Origin of the sequence: Amycolatopsis sp. EV170708-02-1, from assembly GCF_022479115.1 — a bacterium.
Classification (GTDB): domain Bacteria; phylum Actinomycetota; class Actinomycetes; order Mycobacteriales; family Pseudonocardiaceae; genus Amycolatopsis.
This window is the reverse complement of the sequence record NZ_CP092497.1, coordinates 5,257,688-5,276,548: the sequence shown is the minus strand read 5'-3', so window position 1 is coordinate 5,276,548 and position 18,861 is coordinate 5,257,688. Positions and strand designations below refer to the sequence as shown.

The window sequence follows — 18,861 nt, the reverse complement described above, 5'->3', positions numbered from 1 at the left end:
AGCGGCCGCCCGTGCAGCTCTCGACCGGGCCGGCGACCGCAGCTGAGAATGAACCTGAAGGGACCCTGGCGTGGCTGATCGCCTCGTTGTTCGCGGCGCCCGCGAGCACAACCTCCGCGGTGTGGATCTCGACCTGCCCCGCGACAGCCTGATCGTGTTCACCGGTCTGTCCGGGTCCGGGAAGTCGAGCCTCGCCTTCGACACCATCTTCGCCGAAGGGCAGCGCCGCTACGTCGAGTCGCTGTCGGCGTACGCGCGCCAGTTCCTCGGCCAGATGGACAAGCCGGACGTCGACTTCATCGAGGGCCTTTCGCCCGCGGTGTCGATCGACCAGAAATCCACGTCGCGCAACCCGCGTTCGACGGTCGGCACCATCACCGAGGTCTACGACTACCTGCGCCTGCTCTACGCCCGCGCCGGCAAGGCGCACTGCCCGCAGTGCGGCGAGGCGATCAGCAAGCAGACCCCGCAGCAGATCGTCGACCAGGTGCTCGCGATGGAGGAGGGCACTCGCTTCCAGGTGCTCGCGCCGGTCGTGCGCGGGCGCAAGGGCGAGTACCTCGACCTCTTCGAGAACCTGCAGCAGCAGGGCTACGCGCGTGTCGTGGTCGACGGGACGATCCACCCGCTGACCGACCCGCCGAAGCTGAAGAAGCAGGAGAAGCACCAGATCGCCGTCATCATCGACAGGCTTTCGGTGAAGACCAGCTCGCGGCAGCGCCTCACCGACTCGGTCGAGACGGCGCTCCGGCTGGCTGACGGCCTGATCGAGCTGGAGTTCGTCGACCTGCCGGAGAACGATCCGCATCGCGTGCGCGGTTTCTCCGAGAACCTGGCCTGCCCCAACGGCCACCCGCTGGCGATCGAAGACCTCGAGCCGCGGTCGTTCTCGTTCAACGCCCCGTACGGCGCCTGTCCCGACTGCACCGGTATCGGCGTCCGCAAGGAGGTCGACCCGGAGCTCGTGGTCCCGGACGACGAGATGTCCCTCGGCGAGGGCGCCATCGCGCCGTGGGCCGGCGGCCAGAGCGCGGACTACTTCATCCGCCTGCTCGAATCGCTGTCCGAGACCATCGGCTTCCGGATGGACACGCCGTGGCGCAAGCTGCCGGCGAAGGTGCAGAAGGCCGTCCTGCACGGTGTCGACGAGCAGGTCCACGTCCGCTACAAGAACCGCTACGGCCGTCAGCGTTCGTACTACGCGAGCTTCGAGGGTGTCATCCCGTTCCTGGAGCGGCGCCAGGAGCAGACCGAGTCCGAGTACATGCGCGAGCGGTACGAGGGCTACATGCGCGAGGTGCCGTGCCCGGCCTGTCAGGGCACGCGGCTCAAGCCGGAGATCCTCGCCGTCACCCTGGAGCACAAGACCCAGGGCGACCGGTCGATCGCCGAGGTCTGCGCGCTCTCGATCGCCGAGGCGTCGCAGTTCCTCGACGAGCTGGAGCTGGGCAAGCGCGAGCAGGTGATCGCCGGCGCCGTGCTCAAGGAGATCCAGGCGCGGCTGCGCTTCCTCCTCGACGTCGGCCTCAACTACCTCTCGCTCGACCGCGCCTCCGGGACGCTGTCCGGCGGCGAGGCGCAGCGCATCCGGCTCGCCACGCAGATCGGCTCCGGTCTGGTCGGCGTGCTGTACGTGCTGGACGAGCCGTCGATCGGGTTGCACCAGCGGGACAACCACCGCTTGATCGAGACACTGGTCCGCCTGCGGGATCTGGGCAACACGCTGATCGTCGTCGAGCACGACGAGGACACCATCCGCTCCAGCGACTGGGTGGTCGACATCGGCCCCGGCGCCGGTGAGCACGGTGGCCACATCGTCCACAGTGGACCGTACAAGAAGATCCTGCGGAACAAGGACTCGATCACCGGCGCGTACCTGTCGGGCCGCACCAAGATCGAGGTCCCGGCGATCCGGCGCCCGATCGACAAGAAGCGTCAGCTGACCGTCGTCGGCGCGCGCGAGCACAACCTGCGCGGCCTCGACGTGTCGTTCCCGCTCGGCTGCCTCGTGTCGGTCACCGGCGTCTCGGGTTCCGGGAAGTCCACGCTGGTCAACGACATCCTCGCGACCGTGCTGGCGAACAAGCTCAACGGAGCGCGCCAGGTCCCGGGCCGTCACACCCGCGTGAACGGACTGGCGAACGTGGACAAGCTGGTCCGCGTCGACCAGTCGCCGATCGGCCGCACCCCGCGGTCCAACCCGGCGACGTACACCGGCGTCTGGGACCACGTGCGCAAGCTGTTCGCCGCGACCACCGAGGCGAAGGTGCGCGGCTACCAGCAGGGCCGGTTCTCGTTCAACGTCAAGGGCGGCCGGTGCGAGGCCTGCGCCGGTGACGGCACGATCAAGATCGAGATGAACTTCCTGCCGGACGTGTACGTCCCGTGCGAGGTCTGCAAGGGCGACCGGTACAACCGCGAGACCCTCGAGGTGCACTACAAGGGCAAGACCGTCTCCGACGTGCTGAACATGCCGATCGAAGAGGCGGCCGAGTTCTTCGAGCCGATCAAGGCGATCCACCGGCACCTGGCCACGCTCGTCGACGTCGGCCTCGGCTACGTGCGACTCGGGCAGCCCGCGCCGACCCTGTCCGGCGGTGAGGCACAGCGCGTCAAGCTCGCCAGCGAACTGCAGAAGCGGTCCACCGGCAAGACGGTCTACATCCTGGACGAGCCGACCACCGGCCTGCACTTCGAGGACATCAGCAAGCTGATCGGCGTGATCAACGGGCTGGTGGACAAGGGCAACACGGTGATCGTCATCGAGCACAACCTCGACGTCATCAAGACCTCGGACTGGATCATCGACATGGGCCCCGAGGGCGGTTCCGGCGGTGGCACCGTGATCGCGGAGGGCACGCCCGAGCACGTCGCTTCGGTGGAAGAGAGTTACACCGGGCAGTTCTTGAAGACCGTTCTCGCATAGGGCTCGTGAGTGGCAAGGACGGTTCTAACCGTCCTTGCCACTCACGAGGTCCAGCACGGGCGAAGCGGGCCCGTAGTAGAAGGCGCGCAGCCGGTAGGAGGCGCCTTCCTCGCCCGGCATGGTGGCGAGCCCGGCCGACGTCGTCCCCGGATCGGAGACCTCGATCGGCACGAACCCGTCCGCGCCGGGTTTCTTGATCTCCACCAGGAAGCCGTCCTCGTCGCTGGAGCGATCGGCCCAGCTGAACCGCACCGTCGCCTCCGGCGCGGGCTCGGCCCGGAACGACGCCGGGGCGGCCGACCGATCGCCCGACCGCAGCGGCACGACGGGTCCGGAAGCGGCGAGAGTCGCGGGGCCGGACACGGTCACGGCCTCCGAGACGGCGCCGTAGAACGGCCGGATCCGGTAGTGGAACCGCGTTTCCGGGATCAGGTCCGGATGCCGGAAGGTCGTCTGCCGAGGCGGCACGAACTGCAGGATCGTGTACTCGCCGTGCGGATCGGTGGTGTATTCGACGACCCTGCCCGCGGCGGCCGGATCGTCGTCGGGCCAGCTCAGGTCGACGTTCACCGGATCCGTCAGCGTCGCGGTGAAACCGGGCTCCTCGCCGCAGCCCGACACGAAAGCGACCGCCAGCAGAACGGCCGCGAGTTTCCTTGGCACGCCGAGACCCTCCCGGGAATCAGGCGGCGGCGGAATCCGGAGGCGTCAGCATACGAGCGCGTCCGGTGATCGACAAGGCCCCGGTTGAACCGCATCCCCCGGCCATCCGTGTGGATGGCAAGAGGAGGCGGCCATGGAGAACCGAGGAGAGGCCGGTGCCGATGCACAGTTCGATCGCGGCGGGCGCCGAACGATCCACTCTGCCATCGCGGGTTGCAGTACTGTCCTCGCCGACCCAGAAGACCGTCGGGAGGACGCGAGTGGCGATCGGAGGCTGGCGGCCCAAAAAGGCCAAAGGCGAGGACTTGGTCCGGCACTTGTACGCCGAACACGGGCGAAGCCTGCTGGCGTACGCGACAAGGCTGACCGGGGACCGCGCGGCCGCGGAGGACGTCGTGCAGGAGACCTTGGTCCGGGCCTGGAAACACGCCGAAGACCTGGAGAACGACGCGAAGGGATCGGTGCGGGGCTGGCTGCTCACGGTCGCCCGGAACATCATCACCGACCGCGCGCGGGCCAGGGCGGCGCGGCCACCGGAAGTGGCGGAGCCGGCGGAAGGCGTGCCCACCCCGGCGGTGGAGCGGGATCACGCGCAGGGCGTCGTGGACTCCATGGCCGTGCTCGGGGCCATGGACGGCCTGTCCACGGAACATCGTGAGGTACTGGTGGAGATCTACTACCGGGGCCGGACGGTGGCCGAAGCTGCGAAATCCCTGGGCGTGGCCCCGGGTACCGTTAAGTCGAGATCCTATTACGCGTTACGGGCGCTCAGAGCCGTGATGTCCGGACCCGGAAAGGAGGTAGCGCGATGAGTGCGGTGGGACACGATCAGGGCCAGCTCGCCGCCTACGTCCTCGGCGGTCTGACCCCGGCGGAAGCGGCCACGTTCGAGACGCATCTGGCGAACTGCCCCACGTGCCGTCGTGAGGTGCGCGAGCTGTCGGAGCTGCGCTACCACCTCGACGAGGTGCCCCCGGAGGCGTTCCTCGAAGGACCGCCCGACGGGGGTGATCTGCTCCTGCAGCGCACGCTGCGCCAGGTTCGCGAAGAAGAAGGCACCCGGGAGCGCAAGCCGCGGCGGCTCCTCGCCGTGGCCGGTGCGGCCGTACTGGTCGTGGTGGCGCTCGGCGCGGGTGTGCTGGTCGGGCGGCAGACCTCGCCCGAGCCGTCGACGGTGGCCTTGCCGGTGCCGACGGCGACCGCCCCGGTACCCGGCACCCGCGATCTCGCGGCGACCAACCGGGACACGGGCGTGCAACTGGCGGTCCGGGTGATCCCGGCGGCGGGCTGGGTGCGGCTGCACGCCAAGGCGGCAGGTGTCCGCGAAGGCGAGAAGTGCGCGCTCATCGTGGTGACCAAGAGCGGAGAGCGGGTCAACGCCGGCAGCTGGCTCGTTTCGGAGAAGGGGCAGCGTGAGGGCACCGGCGTCGACGGTTCCGCGCTGGTCGCCCCTGGCGACGTCGCCGCGGTCGAAGTCGTGACGATGGACGGCCGGAACCTGGTGTCGGCGCGGGTATGACGGGTTCGCTCGCGGGTCGCGGAGGCGGTTGGTACCGCTTCCGCGACACGTGGGTGCTGCCCGCCTCGCCCAAGGCGGTTTTCGACGCGGTCGTCGACTTGGCCGCCTATCCGTTGTGGTGGCGCGACGTGCGTTCGGTCAGCCGGGTCGACGAGGACACCGCCGAACTCGTCTGCCGCTCCAGGCTGCCGTACGCGTTGACCGTGCGGATGCACCGGGACCGTCAGGACGAGCGTGAGGGCCGGCTGCGCGTGCTGCTCAGCGGTGACCTCGAAGGGACGCTGGCCGGTGCGCTGGTCGCGGTGGGAAGCGGCACGAGACTGGAGATCACGCAGGAGGTCGAGGCGCGGAAACCGTTGCTGCGCAAGCTAGATCGGGTCGCCAGTCCGGTCTTCCGGATCAACCACGCGCTCATGATGCGGCGAGGGCAACACGGATTGCAGGGATATCTGGGGCGCTAAGCTTCCGCCATGCGAGTCGCCACCGTGCAGCCGTTCACCGTCCCCGCCGGCCTCGCCGCGAACATCGCAGAACACGCCAGGCTCCTCCGGATCGCGGACGCCGATCTCTGTGTGTTCCCCGAACTCTCCCTGACCGGTTTGGAGTTCGAGGCGCTCGCCGCCGACCCTGGACTCTGGCTGACACCGGACGATCAGCGCCTCGAACCGCTGCGGGAGGCTTGCCGGGCGAGCGCCGTCCACGCCGTCATCGGACTGCCGCTGGTGGAGGACGGTCACGGGCACATCGGCTCACTCGTCCTCGGTCCCGACGGGGAAACCGTTGCCACCTATGCGAAACGGAATCTGCACGACAGCGAGGAAGAGCTCTTCGAACCGGGTACGCGGCAAGTGATCGTCGAGGTCGGCGGGAGGCGCCTCGGGCTGGCGATCTGTCTCGACGCCGCGAACCCGGACCACGCGCGGGAACTCGCCGAGGCCGGCGCCGAGGTGTACGTCCTCAGCGCGCTCTTCGGCGATGGTCAGGAACAGCGGTTGCTCGACCAGGTCGGCGTCGCGGCCGGGCACGGGATGTGGGTGGTGCTTTCCCAGTACTCCGGCAAGACCGGCGGGATGGCCGCGTTCGGTGGCAGCGGGGTCTGGAAACCCGGAGGCGCCGCCGAGGTGCGTCTCGGCGGCGAGGTCTCCGAGTGGGCCTACGCGACGATCGCTTCCTGAACCTTCCGGGCGCGAAGGAGCACTGTCGCGGCGAAGACCGCGAGAGCGAGCAGCCCAGCGCTTAACGCGTACGCGGCTCGATAGCCGCTAGTGAGCGCTTCGGACATCGCGGCTCCTTCGGCCAGCAGCGATCCGGTGCGCGAAGCGGCGGTGGTCGCGAGCACGGCGGTCCCGATCGCCGCGCCGATCTGCTGCGTGGTGTTGATCAGCCCCGAGGCGACTCCGGCGTCGGCGGGGGCGACGTCGGACATCGCCTGTCCCATGAGTGCCGGCATCGCCGCGCCGAATCCGACGCCCATCAGGACGAGGGCGGGCAGGACGTCCGTCGCGTAGTCGCCGTCGGCCTGGACGGTGGCGAGGAACCCGAGCGCGAGCGCGACCAGGGAGAGACCGCCGACGAGTACGGTCCGTGCCCCGAAACGGTGGTTCAGCCGCTCGGCGAAGACCAGCGACATCACCGCGATCGAGAGCGGGGCGGGCAGGAAGGCGAACCCGGTGCTCAACGCGTCGAGCTGGAGCACCCGCTGCAGGTAAAGCGCGGTGATGAACTGGAAGCCGAACAGCCCGGCCACCATCAGGACCATCACCGTGTTCGCCCCGGACACCGCGCGGAGGCGGAAGATCCGCAGCGGCAGCAACGGCCGGCGTGCCTTCGCCTGCCGGAGCACGAATCCCGCCAGCAGGAGCAGCGACACGGCGAGCAGGCCGAGCGTGCGGGCGTCGGCCCAGGTGTATTCCTCGGCCTTGACGATCGCGTAGATCAGCAGCATCAGGCCGCCGGTGACCAGCCCGGCGCCGGTGACGTCCGTGCCGTCGCGCAGGCCCGGGCCCCGATCGTCCGCGAGCAGCCGGACGGCGAGCGCGAGCGCGATCGCGCCGATCGGCAGGTTGACGAAGAACGTCCAATGCCAGTCGAGCAGCTGGGTGAGTGTGCCGCCCGCGATGAGCCCGATCGACGATCCGGCGGCCTGGGTGAAGCTGTAGACGCCGATGGCCTTCGCCCGTGCCCGCGGTTCCGGGTAGAGCGTGGTGATCATGCCGAGTACGACGGCCGACGCCAGCGCGCCACCGGCGCCCTGCAGGAAGCGGAACCCGATGAGCAGTGCCTGGTCCTGCGCGATTCCGCAGAGCAGCGAGGCGAGGGTGAACAGGCTGAGCCCGGCGAGGAAGACCCGTTTCCGGCCGATCAGGTCGCCCAGCCTGCCGGACAACAGGAGCAGCCCGGCGAACGCGATCAGGTAGGCGTTGACCACCCAGGCCAGCGTCGAGGGGGTGAAGCCGAGGTCGTTCTGGATCGCGGGCAGCGCGACGGCGACGATCGAGCCGTCGAGGACGACCATCAGCGAGACGGCGCAAAGGACGGCGAGGGCGAGAGCGCGCTGTGGCATGTGAATCCTTCGAGATTCCCCAGGTGATGCCTTGGTGCATCACTTGTAACAGCGCCCATCTTGTGTGACTCTGTTCCTCGCCGGAAGGAGGCACTTTCATGTCCCAGGGGAACACCGATGTGACCGCGCAGGCCAGGGTCGTCGATCCCGAAAAACTCGAGGTGTGCACCGTGCTCGAGGTCATCAACCGGATCAGCGGCAAGTGGGCGATCGGCATCCTGCTGGAGGCCACACGCGGACCGGTGCGGTTCACCGAACTGGAACGCTCGGTGGAGGGGATCAGCAGGCGGATGCTCACGCTGACGCTCCGGAACCTCGAACGCGACGGCCTGCTCGTGCGCACCGTGTACCCGACGGTGCCGCCGAAGGTGGAGTACGAGGCCACGCCGATGGCGAAAGAACTCTATGCGTCGCTGAGCGGCCTGCTGAGCTGGGCCGAGCGTCACCGCGACTCGATCGCCGCGTCCCGCGTCGTCTACGACGAGAAGGTCAGCGCCTGACGTCCGCAGTGTGCACGGCGCGCTGGACGTGCGAGCACAGCATGGCGAAGTACATCTTCTGGAACGGCAGGTCCGTGCTGTTCTCCGCGGACCAGCTTTCCCAGAGGCCGCCCGGCCGCAGATAACGTGACGTGTACGCGGTCGTGAGGTCGACGTCGATATGGTGCAGGGCCGCGAGCGCCCATTCCTGGTCGTAGCGCAGGTCCGGCCGCGCGAGGTAATGGTCCAAATAGGACACGAGGAGCTCGGCGTCGACGATCGTGCCGAACCGGGCGAGCGCGAAACAGTAGCCCTGCCCGGCGAAGACCAGGCCGCTTTCCAGGAACAGTTCCCGGATGCGGCCTCGCCAAGCGGTGCGGCGGTCGACGCCGATCAGCCAGGCCGCGGTGATCCGTTGCCGCCAGTCCGCGGCGAGCAGTTCGCCCAGTTCGTCGTCGGTGATCGTCCGCGCGTCCTCGACGAGGTCTCGCAGGAATGCCTCGCGTTCGGGCTCGCTCATCATCCCGGCGAAGTTGCCGTGCAGCAGCTTCGAGTACCGCGAGACCACGTAACGGTCGATGGCGTCCGGCATGCGGCCCAGCTTCCCAGAAAAGAAGGAACCGCGGTGCGAGGACGGGGGCCCCTCGCACCGCGGTTCCGGTTCCGGGCGCTACGCGTGCGCCACGGTCTTCTCCCTGTCGCCGTCGGGATCCCGCGAAGTGTCGGGATGGTCGTCGATCAGGGTGGCTTCGTCGAACGGGGCATGGCCGCTGAAGACCCGGTTGGCCTGGTCCCGGTCGAACTCCTTGGTCCAGGTTCCGACCAGGACGGTCGCGACGGCGTTGCCCGCGAAGTTGGTCAGCGCGCGGGCCTCGGACATGAACCGGTCGATGCCGAGGATGAACCCGACGCCGTCGACCAGTTCCGGCCGGTGCGACTGGAGACCGCCGGCGAGGGTGGCGATCCCGGCGCCGCTCACGCCCGCCGCGCCCTTCGACGCGATGATCATGAACAGCAGCAAGGAGATCTGCTCGCCCACACCCAGCGGCTGGTCCTGCGCGCTGGCGATGAACAGCGTCGCCATCGTCAGGTAGATGGCCGTGCCGTCGAGGTTGAACGAGTAGCCGGTGGGCACGGTGATGCCGACGACCGGTTTGGACACCCCGAGGTGCTCCATCTTCGCGATCAGCCGCGGCAGGGCCGACTCGGACGACGACGTCGACAGGATGAGCAGGAACTCGCGGCCGAGATAACGCAGGAGCGTGAAGATGTTGATCCGCGCGCCGAGCCACAGGACCGAGCCGAGCACGCCGAACACGAACACCAGGCAGGTCAGGTAGAAGCCGATCATGATGACGGCGAGGCTGCGCAACGCGCCCCAGCCGGTCTCGCCGACCACCGCGGCGATCGCGCCGAACGCGCCGACCGGAGCCGCCCACATGATCATGGCGAGGATCCGGAACACGAGCCGCTGGATGTGCTCGATGCCGCGGCGGATCGGCTCGCCCTTGGTGCCCAGCTTCTGCACGGCGAAGCCGGCGAGGAGCGCGACCAGGAGTGTCTGCAGCACCTGGCCTTCGGTGAAGGCGGAACCGAAGCTGGTGGGGATGATGCCCATCAAGAAGTCGACGGTGCCTTCGCCGCCTTCGGCCTGTTTGTGCGCCTTCGCGGCGGCGGCGGGGTCGAGGTGCAGGCCCTCACCCGGGTGCAGGAGGTTGCCCACGACGAGGCCGATCGCGAGCGCGAACGTCGACATCATCAGGAAGTAGCCGAGCGACAGCAACCCGACCTTGCCGACCTTCGCGGCCTTCGCCACCGATCCGATGCCGAGCACGATGGTGCAGAAGATGATGGGGGAGATCATCATCTTGATCAGGTTGACGAAGCCCGTGCCGAGCGGTTTGAGCTCCTTGGCCAGACCCGGCGCGGCGAACCCGACGATGACGCCGAGGACGACCGCCGCGATCACGGCCAGGTACAGGTAGTGCATCTTGTCGCGGCGTCGTGGCGCCGCTTCCGGCGTTGTAGGCACCTTTGCCTCCAGCTCAGGGGGTGTCCGTGGGATTGCCGGTCACTATCACCCGGGCTGGTGAGCTGGGTCACGGTTGTGTTCATTGAGTTCGCACGAGTGGTTTCCGGGGAATTCCGGCCGGGCGGCCCGCGGGCCCCGGCACCGGTGTGCTGGTATGGGCGGGTGCCCTCGACGACGCGGATCCGGACCAGACGCGGCAGTCTCGCCCGTCAGCTGCTGATTCTGCAGCTCGTGGTGCTTTTCGTGCTCGTCGCGGCCGGGGTGACCTTCGCGTACCTCGATTCGGTCAGGGCCACCGAGGACCGGGCGCGGGACAAGGTGACCGCGGTCGCCGAAGCGGTGGCGGACGCCCCCGGGGTGCTGGCCGCACTGTCCACATCGGAGCCGACCCGGACACTGCAGCCGTTCGCGCAGAGTGTCCGTGCGGACACGGACGTGGATTTCGTGACCATCATGGACAAGAACGGCATCCGCTACACGCACCCGAATCCGGCGCTGATCGGGCAGCCGTTCATCGGCAACATCGGTGAGGCGCAGCGCGGCGGCAAGGTCGTCGAGAACTACGCCGGTTCGCTCGGTCCGTCCGAACGCGTCGTGGTCCCGGTGCGCGGCGCCGCCGGGCAGGTCGTCGCCCTGGTGTCGGTCGGCATCACGGTCGAGGCGATCGACGCGGAACTGCGGGAACGCCTGTGGCCCCTGATCGGGGTCGCGGTGGCGGTGCTGGTGGTCGGCGGGATCGGCAGCTATCTGGTCAGTGCCCGGCTCCGGCGGCAGACCAGGGGGATCGCGCCGGAGGAACTGAGCAACCTGTTCGAGTACCACGAAGCCGTCCTGCATTCCGTGCGCGAGGGGCTGCTGCTCGTCGGCGGGGACGGGCGAGTGGTGCTGTGCAACGACGGAGCACGGGCATTGCTGGGCGTCGCCGAAGACGTCGTCGGCCGCGAACTGTCCGCATTGGACATTCCGGAAGATCTCGTCGAAGCGTTCACCTCGGGGGAGGAGCGCACCGACGAACTGCATCTCACCGAGGCCAGGGTGCTCGTCGTCAGCACGTCGCCGGTGCGCTCACGCGGGAAGGCGATGGGCACCGTGGTGATCCTGCGTGACCACACGGAACTCCAGGCGCTGACCGGCGAACTGACGACGGTGCGCGGACTGGCCGAGGCACTGCGGTCGCAGGCGCACGAGGCGGCGAACCGGCTCCACACGGTCGTTTCGCTGGTCGAGATCGGCCGCCCCGAACAGGCCATCGAGTTCGCGACCGAAGAGCTCGCGCTGGCGCAGGAACTCACCGACCGGGTGGTCGGCGCGGTCGCCGAACCCGTGCTCGCGGCGCTCCTGCTGGGCAAGGCGGCGGAGGCGAGCGAACGCGGCGTCGAGTTCACGATCACGCCCGACACCGTCATGGAGGACGCGGACACCGGCGTCCCGCCGCGGGATCTGGTGACCATCCTCGGCAACCTGATCGACAACGGCATCGACGCGGCCGCGGGCAACGCCGGCAACGGCGGGCGGCCCGGGGTCGAGGTCACCGTGCGGTCCGGCGCCGAGGGCCTGCTGCTGCGGGTCGCCGACACCGGACCCGGGGTGGACGACGTCGAGGACGTGTTCCGGCGCGGGTGGTCCACCAAACCCGAGGACGGGCACGGGCTCGGCTTGGCACTGGTGGGTCAGGCGGTGCGGCGGCACAGTGGGACGATCGACGTCGGCCGCGACGAGGGCGCGGTGTTCACCGTGTGCCTGCCGCCGAAGGAGTCCGCGCGATGATCAAGGTGCTGGTCGTCGAGGACGAACCGGTGGCCGCCGACGCGCATCGGGTGTACGTCGAGCGGATGCCCGGCTTCACCGTGGCCGGGGTCGTGCACTCCGGCGGCGACGCCCTGCGGTTCTGTGAACGGGAACCGGTCGACCTGGTGCTGCTGGACTTCTATCTCCCGGACACGCACGGCCTCGCCGTCTGCCGGTCGCTGCGCGCGGCCGGGCTCCCGATCGACGTCATCGCCGTGACCTCGGCGCGGGATCTGGCGCTGGTGAAGGCCGCCGTGTCGGTCGGAGTGGTGCAGTACCTGCTGAAACCGTTCACCTTCGCCTCGCTGCGGGAGAAGCTGGAGCGCTACGCCGAATTCCACGGCGCTTCGGGCGAAGTCACCGGACAGGCCGAGATCGACCGCGCGCTCGGCACCCTGCGCACCACCGAGCGGCAGGCCTTGCCGAAGGGGATGAGTGCGCAGACCCTGGAGGCGATCACCGAAGTCCTCGCCTCGGCCGCCGACGGCCTCTCCGCGGGAGCGGCCGCCACCGCGATCGGCGCTTCCCGCGTCACCGCCCGCCGCTACCTCGAATACCTCGCCGACAACGGCCTCGCCCAGCGCGAACCCCGCTACGGCCAGGTCGGCCGCCCCGAGGTCTGGTACAAGCCGAAAACCGTATAACGACCTATACCGCCGCCCGCGGGCTACCTTGGGATCGTGAAGATCGGCGAACTCGCGCGGAAGACCGGGGTCAGCGTCCGCGCGCTGCGCTATTACGAGGAAGAGGGCTTGATCAGCCCGAGCCGCGAAGGGAACGGCTATCGCGACTTCTGCGCGGGCTCGGTCGAGGCGGTCCTGCAGATCCGCGGGATGCTCGACGCCGGACTGCCGGTGCGGCTGATCCGCGAGGTCCTGCCGTACCTCGACGGACCGGAGGAGGTCCGGCCGAAGGAGCCGTGCGAGTACATGATCGGCGAGGTCGCGCGGCAGCGGGAAGTACTCGATCGCCGGATCGCGCTCATGACCCGCAACCGCGACGCCCTCGACGCGTACCTGCGCGACTTGACCCTGACACAAACGTGAGGGTTTTAGCGTGCGGACATGACTTCGATGCGCGCGCTGCGACAGGATTCCGCGAACGGTCCTGAAGATCTCCACTTCGTCACCGATGTCCCCGTCCCGGCTGTGGGACCAGGCGAAATCCTGCTGAAGGTCACCGCGGCTGGCGTCAACTTCGCCGACGTCATGCAGACGCGGGGACGTACGAAGACGGTCCGGAGGCTCCGTACGCCGCCGGTCTCGCCGCCGCCAAACGGGTCACCGGGCGGGTCGTGGTCTACGGCGTCGCCGGGGGAGAGGTCGCGATCACCAACCGGGACTTGAACTTCCGGCACCAGATCCACGTAATCGGGCTGCACCTCGGCGTCCTGATCGAGCACGCGCCGGCGATCTTCGCCGAGCTGCTGGACGAACTGCGCGCCCTGATCGCGGCGGGCGTCTGCGTGCCGGGGACGCCGACGGTGTACGACCTCGCGGACGGGCCGAAGGCGTTCGCGGAACTGGAGGCGCGGGCGACCTCGGGAAAGCTGGTGCTCCGGCCTTGAACTCGGCATGATCGTATGCGGACATGCGCATGTCAATAGGTCGAAAGTGTTGGTAAATCACCAGATGCCCGACGCGACGAAAGTCGGTGCCGGGGCGCGCCCGGGGCTCCTAAATTCACGAACCATTCCGTTGTCCTCACAAGGAGTGGGTCCATGGCAAGGAAGTTCTTCGTCTCGGCGTCCGTGAGCCTGGCGCTGCTGGCCGTCCCGGTCACCGCGGGCCAGGCCACGGCGGCGGTCCAGCCTGCTCAGAAGGCCGCGGCGGCGACCACGGTCTACTACGACGCCTCGGGGGCGCCCAGCTTCCGGGCCGCCATCCAGGCCGGCGTGGCGAACTGGAACAACTCGGTGTCGAACGTGAAGCTGCAGGAGAGCTCGTCGGGTGCCACCCTGCGCTACACCGAGGGCAACGACCCCTCGGGTTCGTACGCCGAGACCGATGGCCACGGCCGCGGCACCATCTTCATCGACTACACGCAGGCGCAGCAGTACAACCAGACGCGGATCGCCGCGCACGAGACCGGCCACGCGCTCGGCCTGCCGGACAACTACCAGGGCCCGTGCTCCGAACTGATGTCCGGTGGCGGCCCCGGCCCGTCCTGCACCAACGCGACGCCGAACGCCCAGGAGATCTCGCGGGTGAACTCGCTGTGGGCCAACGGCCTGCTGTCGAACGGCACCATCCAGCGCATCTACAACTGACGCTTCTGGTCGCCTCGTGAGTGGTAAGGACGGTTAGAACCGTCCTTACCACTCACGAGAATTCGTAGGCGCCGGCATCGACCCCCGCGCCGGAGTACACGGGATTGCCGTCGACGTCGCGGTCGTCGTACTTCGTGGTGCCGAGATCGATCGCCGGGCTGCCCGCCCGCAGGATCAGGTTCGTGGCCGAGGTGAACCTCGGATCCGCGACCTTGTCCGTCGCGCCCGGCGTGAACTGCCGGAGCCCGCCGAAGTACACGTTGTGGTCGGTCGCGGTGAAGGTCGCGTCCGCGTAGCCGACCTTGTACGCGGCCTGGACGACGTTCTGCGTCATCGTCAGCATCTGGTTCGTGCAGCCGCCGTAGCAGACGAAACCCTCCGCCTCGGCGTTCGGGAGCGCCAGCGAGTTGTTGCGGAACACCGTGCCGAGCACCGGCCCGTTGCCGTCCTCCGCGCCGCGCGTGATGATCCCGCCGCGGGTCTTGGCGCCGAAGATCGCGTTGTACTCGAAGACGTTGCCGGTCGAGACGCCGTCGGGGTCCTTCGCGTCCGTGCCGAGCTCGGTGAAGGTCTCGTTGTCCTCGGAGATGTTGTGGTGGATGACGTCCCGGGAGCCGTAGAAGATCTCGACCGCGGCGCCGTCGAGTCCGCCGAAGTCGTCGGCCTTCGCGATCGAACCGCTGATCCGGTTCCAGCCGATGTCGGAGTCGTTGCCCTGGACCAGCACGGCGAACGCGCCGGAGTCGTCGTTGCCGCCCGGCGTCACCACGGTCATGTGGTTGTTGTCGACGAGGTCGTTCTGCGTGACCTCGGTGCCGTCGGCCGACGGCGCGATGTACACGCCCGCGCCGGCACCGGTGATCAGGTTCGACAGCACCTTGTTGCGGTCGCCGGACACCTTCACCCCGGCCCACGAACAGCGCCCCGCGTCAGCGGCGACGCCGATCTGCAGGTCCTTCACCAAGTTGTCGTCGCCTGGAAGGTCGACACATGCTTCGGCATTGCCCTTGACGATCGGCCGCGCGCCGGTGCCGTACGCGCCGATCGTGACGCCCGAGCCGTTGACCGTGAGGCCACCGGACCAGCTCCCGCCACGACGCAGCAGGACGGTGTCGCCCGCCGCGAACGTGGTCGCGGAGATCTTCGCCAGGGATTTCCACGGGGTCTGCTGAGAAGTGCCGTTCGCGGTGTCGCTGCCGGAGACCTGGTCGACGTAGTACGTCTTCGAAGCGGCTTCGGCCGTCGTGAACCCGGTGCACACGACAGCGGCGAGCACGGCCACGGAAAGCAGTTTCCAGGACATGCCGCGGACCGTAACCACCTGCCGCACAAGGGTCGTACAAAGACCTCGGCGGCTTTAGCATGATCGGATGCGTCGGGCGTCGCGGATCCTCGTGCCGGCCGCATTGCTGTTCAGCGCCATGGTGGCGAGCAGCGGGATCGCGTCAGCGCCGCCACCGCCGGTGGCTCCCGTCTCCGGGCTGAACGAGCTTTGGAACGACTACGGCGATCAGGGCGGGCATTGGACCGGCGGGGATCGCACGGTGTCGGTCCCGCTGCCGGACGGCCGCACGGCGTGGCTGTTCTCGGACACGTTCCTCGGCAGGGTGAACCCCGACCACAGCCGCCCGCGGGACAGCCCGATCGCGCGCAACACCATGGTCGTCCAGCGGTCCGACGGCTCGCTGGGGGAGACGCTGCACGGCGGCACCGCCGACGAACCGGAGGCGCTGATCGGTCTCGCGGGTTCGGACGAGCACTACTGGGTCGGCGACGGTGTGGTCCAGGGCGACGTCCTGCGGGTGCTTTACAACCGGTACAAGACGACGGGGCCCGGCGGTCTCGACTTCCGGAGCACCGGGACTTCGCTGGCCACCTTCCGGCTGCCCGCGCTGACGCCGTCCGAGCTGCTGGTGATCCCGGTGAGCGACAAGGTCGCGTGGGGATCGGAGCTGCTCGAAGACGGCGGATACACCTATATCTACGGCGCCGAACAAGGCCATCTCCGGCTCGCCAGAGTGCCCGTCGGTGGGCTTCGCGGACCTTGGCTGTTCTGGACCGGCGCCGGCTGGTCGCCCCACGAGGAGGGCTCCGCCCGGATGCTGTCCGGGGTCGGGACGGCGTTCTCGGTGACCCGTGTCGGCGGCGAATACGTGCTGATCACCATGGACACCAGCCCCGGCTTCAGCCCGGTGATGCTCGCCTACACCGCGAGCTCGCCGACGGGTCCGTTCGGTGCCCCGGTCGTTCTCCACCGGGCACCCGAAGCGAGCGACCGGCGGATCGTCTACGACGCGACGGCGCATCCGCAGCTGAGCCGTCCCGGGAAGCTCACGGTGTCGTACAACGTGAACTCGCTCGACCACGGGGACAACATCGCGGACGTGCGGATCTACCGGCCGCGGTTCGTGGAGGTCGACTGGCCGCCTCAGCCGAACTGGCCTCGTGAGTGGCGAGGACGGTTCTAACCGTCCTCGCCACTCACGAGCGCCTGCCGGACAGTGCCATCGGTGAGCTGGTTCAGCTGGGTCATGGTCCGGTCCAGCTGCTCCGCCAGCCGCGGGATCGTGCTCGACGGCAGGTACGCCTCAGCCCCGGCGTCGAGGAGACGCCGGACCGGGCCCTCGTACTTGACGCCGAGTTCGGCGTCTTCGATCTCCGTGATCACGATCCGCGCCTTCGGATACAGCGCGCGGAAGTTGCCGATCAATTGCGGGCTGGCGGGCGGGACCAGCAGGACGTCGACGGTCGGCGGCGCCGAGTGCAGGTCCAGGACGAGGTACCCGGGGCCGAGCCGCTCGGACAACGCGTCCCGCGCCGACGCCGACAGCTTCATGGCGGTGGCCACGACCGTGATGTCCTCGGAGTCCGCCGAACGCACCGGTTCTTCACGGACAGCGGCGGAGATCGTCGCGATGGTCTCGCCGTTCCGAGTTATGAGCACGTTCTCGCCAGGGCGAAGCGTGTCTATGAGCGCTACGAGTTCTACAGGAAGCTGGGAGGCCTCGACCCACTGATCACTCATCACCCCATGATGGCCCCCGCGTTCCGGGTGGTGGCGACTCGGGTAGTGAGGGGAAGTCAAACGTGGCGTGTCGGTGCGGTGGGCCGAAAGCTCCTTTCGTCGCATCAGACGCGGTGAAAGGAGCTTTCGGCCCACCGCGACCCCGCCCAAGAACCCGGCACGTTTGCCTTACTGCTCACGCGCTTACCGCTGTCGAGGCCGCCCCGGAACTCCCGGCCGCGTCTGCCAGGGATGCGGCCCGTTGAGCGGCCGGTATTCGACGCCCAGCGCGTCCAGCCGCGGCAGGTGATGGTCCCGCAATCGCGGCAGGAACTCCGCGTAGTCCCGTCCGTCCGGGTCGCTCCACGCCACCTCGGCGAACGCGCACAGGCGCGGGAAGGCGACGTAGTCCACCCGCCGCACGGTGTCGAGATGCTCCGACCACACCTGCGCCTGCGCGCCGAGGATCGCCTTCCCCTCGGGGTAATCGGCGGGCACCGGCTCGTAGGCGTAGAAGCTTTCCAGCGTGCTCAGGTAACCCACGGGGATCGGTTCGTCGGGGTGGTCGGATTGCCGGTGGTCCAGGTACACGTGGTCCTCCGGGCACATGACGACGTCGTGCCCGGCGGCCGCCGCGCGGGCACCGGCCGCCTCGCTCTGCCAGGAGCCGATGACCATCGGCGGCAGATCGCCCGCTTCGAGCACCTCGTCCCAGCCGAGCGGACGACGACCCCGATCGACCAGGTGCTGCGCGATCTCACGCACGAACCGGCCGTGCTCCTCGGTCGCGCCGGGCACTTCGTCGCCGCCGAGCGCGATGACCTCGGACGGGAAGATGTCCAGCACGTGGTCGAAAACACGCTTGAAAAAGTCCACAGTGGACTTCTCGGTGTTCAGCAGTGACGTGCTGATACCCCAGCTCGTCCACACCTCCCACGGTTCGGCGGTCTCCGGCCCGAGTTCGGGATACGCGGCGATCGCGGCCCGTGCGTGGCCGGGGATGTCGACCTCCGGGACGACCGTCACCGAACGCGCGGCGGCGTACGCGACGATCTCGCGGAGATCGTCGGCCGTGTAGAACCCGCCGTGCGGCCGTCCGTCGCGCTCCGGCCCGTCGTGCCGTCCGACCATCGACGACTTCCGCCACCCGCCGACCTCGGTCAGCCTGGGGAACTCGGGGATCTCGATCCGCCAGCCCTGGTCGTCGGTCAGATGCAGGTTGAGCACGTTGAGCTTGTGCGCGGAGATCAGGTCGATGAACCGCAGCACCTCGGCCTTCGTGCGGAAATGCCTTGCCACGTCCAGTAGACAGCCGCGCCAGCCGAACCGCGGGTGGTCGGTCACGACGCCGCACGGGATCGTCGCCTGTCCACTGTGGATCGGCGCGGCCCGGAAGGCGTCCGGCCCGATGAGCTGCCGGAGCGTCTGGCGGCCGTAGAACTCTCCTGCCGTGTCGGCCGCGTGCAGGGTCACGCCGGACGGGTCGATCTCCAGCCGGTAGCCCTCGGCCGGCAACGCGGTGTCGCGGCGCACGTCCACTTCGGACGGTACGGAACACTTCCCCGGCAAGGGTTCCACCGAGACGGGACGGGGGAGCAGCGTTTCGAAGCCAGGCATG

Annotated in this window: 19 protein-coding genes; 12 read left to right on the top strand and 7 right to left on the bottom strand. The window is 68.8% G+C overall.

The window, feature by feature from the left end:
- Nucleotides 1–70 precede the first annotated feature (70 nt).
- Nucleotides 71–2,926, top strand: coding sequence for an excinuclease ABC subunit UvrA (gene uvrA / locus MJQ72_RS23945; RefSeq protein WP_240593178.1), 2,856 nt, complete (start codon nucleotides 71–73; stop codon nucleotides 2,924–2,926).
- A 24-nt stretch (nucleotides 2,927–2,950) separates the two neighbouring features.
- Here the strand turns inward: uvrA and MJQ72_RS23940 are convergent, their stop codons facing one another.
- On the bottom strand, nucleotides 2,951–3,589 hold the full coding sequence (locus MJQ72_RS23940; RefSeq protein ID WP_240593177.1) for a fibronectin type III domain-containing protein: 639 nt from the start codon (nucleotides 3,587–3,589) through the stop codon (nucleotides 2,951–2,953).
- A gap of 260 nt (nucleotides 3,590–3,849) precedes the next feature.
- Between MJQ72_RS23940 and MJQ72_RS23935 the strand changes: the two genes are divergently transcribed.
- From MJQ72_RS23935 to MJQ72_RS23920, 4 genes are read left to right on the top strand one after another with little or no spacing between them, the layout of a single operon-like run.
- A complete protein-coding gene (locus MJQ72_RS23935; RefSeq protein ID WP_161791131.1) occupies nucleotides 3,850–4,401 on the top strand; it encodes a sigma-70 family RNA polymerase sigma factor in 552 nt (183 codons plus the stop codon).
- Nucleotides 4,398–5,108 (top strand): anti-sigma factor, encoded by a 711-nt coding sequence (locus MJQ72_RS23930; protein WP_240593176.1) that lies wholly within the window; start codon nucleotides 4,398–4,400, stop codon nucleotides 5,106–5,108. The genes MJQ72_RS23935 and MJQ72_RS23930 overlap by 4 nt, the downstream gene beginning before the upstream one ends.
- Nucleotides 5,105–5,569 (top strand): SRPBCC family protein, encoded by a 465-nt coding sequence (locus MJQ72_RS23925; protein WP_240593175.1) that lies wholly within the window; start codon nucleotides 5,105–5,107, stop codon nucleotides 5,567–5,569. Before MJQ72_RS23930 ends, MJQ72_RS23925 begins: the two co-directional genes overlap by 4 nt.
- 9 nt (nucleotides 5,570–5,578) lie before the next feature.
- Nucleotides 5,579–6,283 carry a carbon-nitrogen hydrolase family protein gene (locus MJQ72_RS23920; RefSeq protein ID WP_240593174.1) on the top strand — a complete coding sequence of 235 codons (705 nt, stop codon included), beginning with the start codon at nucleotides 5,579–5,581 and terminating at the stop codon, nucleotides 6,281–6,283.
- Here MJQ72_RS23920 and MJQ72_RS23915 read toward each other — a convergent pair.
- Nucleotides 6,262–7,671, bottom strand: coding sequence for an MFS transporter (locus tag MJQ72_RS23915; protein ID WP_240593173.1), 1,410 nt, complete (start codon nucleotides 7,669–7,671; stop codon nucleotides 6,262–6,264). The two genes, MJQ72_RS23920 and MJQ72_RS23915, sit on opposite strands and share 22 nt — an antisense overlap.
- A 98-nt stretch (nucleotides 7,672–7,769) precedes the next feature.
- Here MJQ72_RS23915 and MJQ72_RS23910 point away from each other — a divergent pair, with 98 nt between their 5' ends.
- Nucleotides 7,770–8,171 carry a helix-turn-helix domain-containing protein gene (locus MJQ72_RS23910; protein ID WP_240593172.1) on the top strand — a complete coding sequence of 134 codons (402 nt, stop codon included), beginning with the start codon at nucleotides 7,770–7,772 and terminating at the stop codon, nucleotides 8,169–8,171.
- Here the strand turns inward: MJQ72_RS23910 and MJQ72_RS23905 are convergent.
- Nucleotides 8,161–8,742, bottom strand: a complete 582-nt coding sequence (locus MJQ72_RS23905) for a DUF6000 family protein (RefSeq protein ID WP_240593171.1) — start codon at nucleotides 8,740–8,742, stop codon at nucleotides 8,161–8,163. The genes MJQ72_RS23910 and MJQ72_RS23905 overlap by 11 nt on opposite strands.
- 78 nt (nucleotides 8,743–8,820) lie before the next feature.
- Entirely contained in the window at nucleotides 8,821–10,140 is a 1,320-nt protein-coding gene (locus MJQ72_RS23900; protein ID WP_240601405.1) for a cation:dicarboxylate symporter family transporter, read from the bottom strand.
- A gap of 204 nt (nucleotides 10,141–10,344) precedes the next feature.
- Here MJQ72_RS23900 and MJQ72_RS23895 point away from each other — a divergent pair, with 204 nt between their 5' ends.
- From MJQ72_RS23895 to MJQ72_RS23875, 5 genes are all read left to right on the top strand, one after another.
- On the top strand, nucleotides 10,345–11,949 hold the full coding sequence (locus MJQ72_RS23895; RefSeq protein WP_240593170.1) for a sensor histidine kinase: 1,605 nt from the start codon (nucleotides 10,345–10,347) through the stop codon (nucleotides 11,947–11,949).
- Nucleotides 11,946–12,614, top strand: a complete 669-nt coding sequence (locus MJQ72_RS23890; RefSeq protein WP_240593169.1) for a response regulator — start codon at nucleotides 11,946–11,948, stop codon at nucleotides 12,612–12,614. The genes MJQ72_RS23895 and MJQ72_RS23890 overlap by 4 nt, the downstream gene beginning before the upstream one ends.
- Nucleotides 12,615–12,650: 36 nt before the next feature.
- Nucleotides 12,651–13,016, top strand: coding sequence for a MerR family transcriptional regulator (locus MJQ72_RS23885; protein WP_240593168.1), 366 nt, complete (start codon nucleotides 12,651–12,653; stop codon nucleotides 13,014–13,016).
- 248 nt (nucleotides 13,017–13,264) lie between these two features.
- A complete protein-coding gene (locus tag MJQ72_RS23880; RefSeq protein WP_240593167.1) occupies nucleotides 13,265–13,537 on the top strand; it encodes a zinc-binding dehydrogenase in 273 nt (90 codons plus the stop codon).
- Between the two features lie 153 nt (nucleotides 13,538–13,690).
- The gene (locus MJQ72_RS23875) at nucleotides 13,691–14,239 is read left to right on the top strand and encodes a snapalysin family zinc-dependent metalloprotease (RefSeq protein WP_240593166.1); all 549 of its coding nucleotides are present in this window, start codon (nucleotides 13,691–13,693) and stop codon (nucleotides 14,237–14,239) included.
- 52 nt (nucleotides 14,240–14,291) lie between these two features.
- Here the strand turns inward: MJQ72_RS23875 and MJQ72_RS23870 are convergent, their stop codons facing one another.
- Nucleotides 14,292–15,542, bottom strand: a complete 1,251-nt coding sequence (locus MJQ72_RS23870) for a choice-of-anchor Q domain-containing protein (protein WP_240593165.1) — start codon at nucleotides 15,540–15,542, stop codon at nucleotides 14,292–14,294.
- 67 nt (nucleotides 15,543–15,609) lie between these two features.
- Here MJQ72_RS23870 and MJQ72_RS23865 point away from each other — a divergent pair, with 67 nt between their 5' ends.
- Nucleotides 15,610–16,707, top strand: coding sequence for a DUF5005 domain-containing protein (locus MJQ72_RS23865; protein ID WP_240593164.1), 1,098 nt, complete (start codon nucleotides 15,610–15,612; stop codon nucleotides 16,705–16,707).
- Here MJQ72_RS23865 and MJQ72_RS23860 read toward each other — a convergent pair.
- Nucleotides 16,704–17,264 carry a hypothetical protein gene (locus MJQ72_RS23860; protein ID WP_240593163.1) on the bottom strand — a complete coding sequence of 187 codons (561 nt, stop codon included), beginning with the start codon at nucleotides 17,262–17,264 and terminating at the stop codon, nucleotides 16,704–16,706. The genes MJQ72_RS23865 and MJQ72_RS23860 overlap by 4 nt on opposite strands.
- 183 nt (nucleotides 17,265–17,447) lie before the next feature.
- On the bottom strand, nucleotides 17,448–18,860 hold the full coding sequence (locus MJQ72_RS23855) for a beta-N-acetylhexosaminidase (RefSeq protein WP_240593162.1): 1,413 nt from the start codon (nucleotides 18,858–18,860) through the stop codon (nucleotides 17,448–17,450).
- Between the last annotated feature and the right edge of the window lies 1 nt (nucleotide 18,861).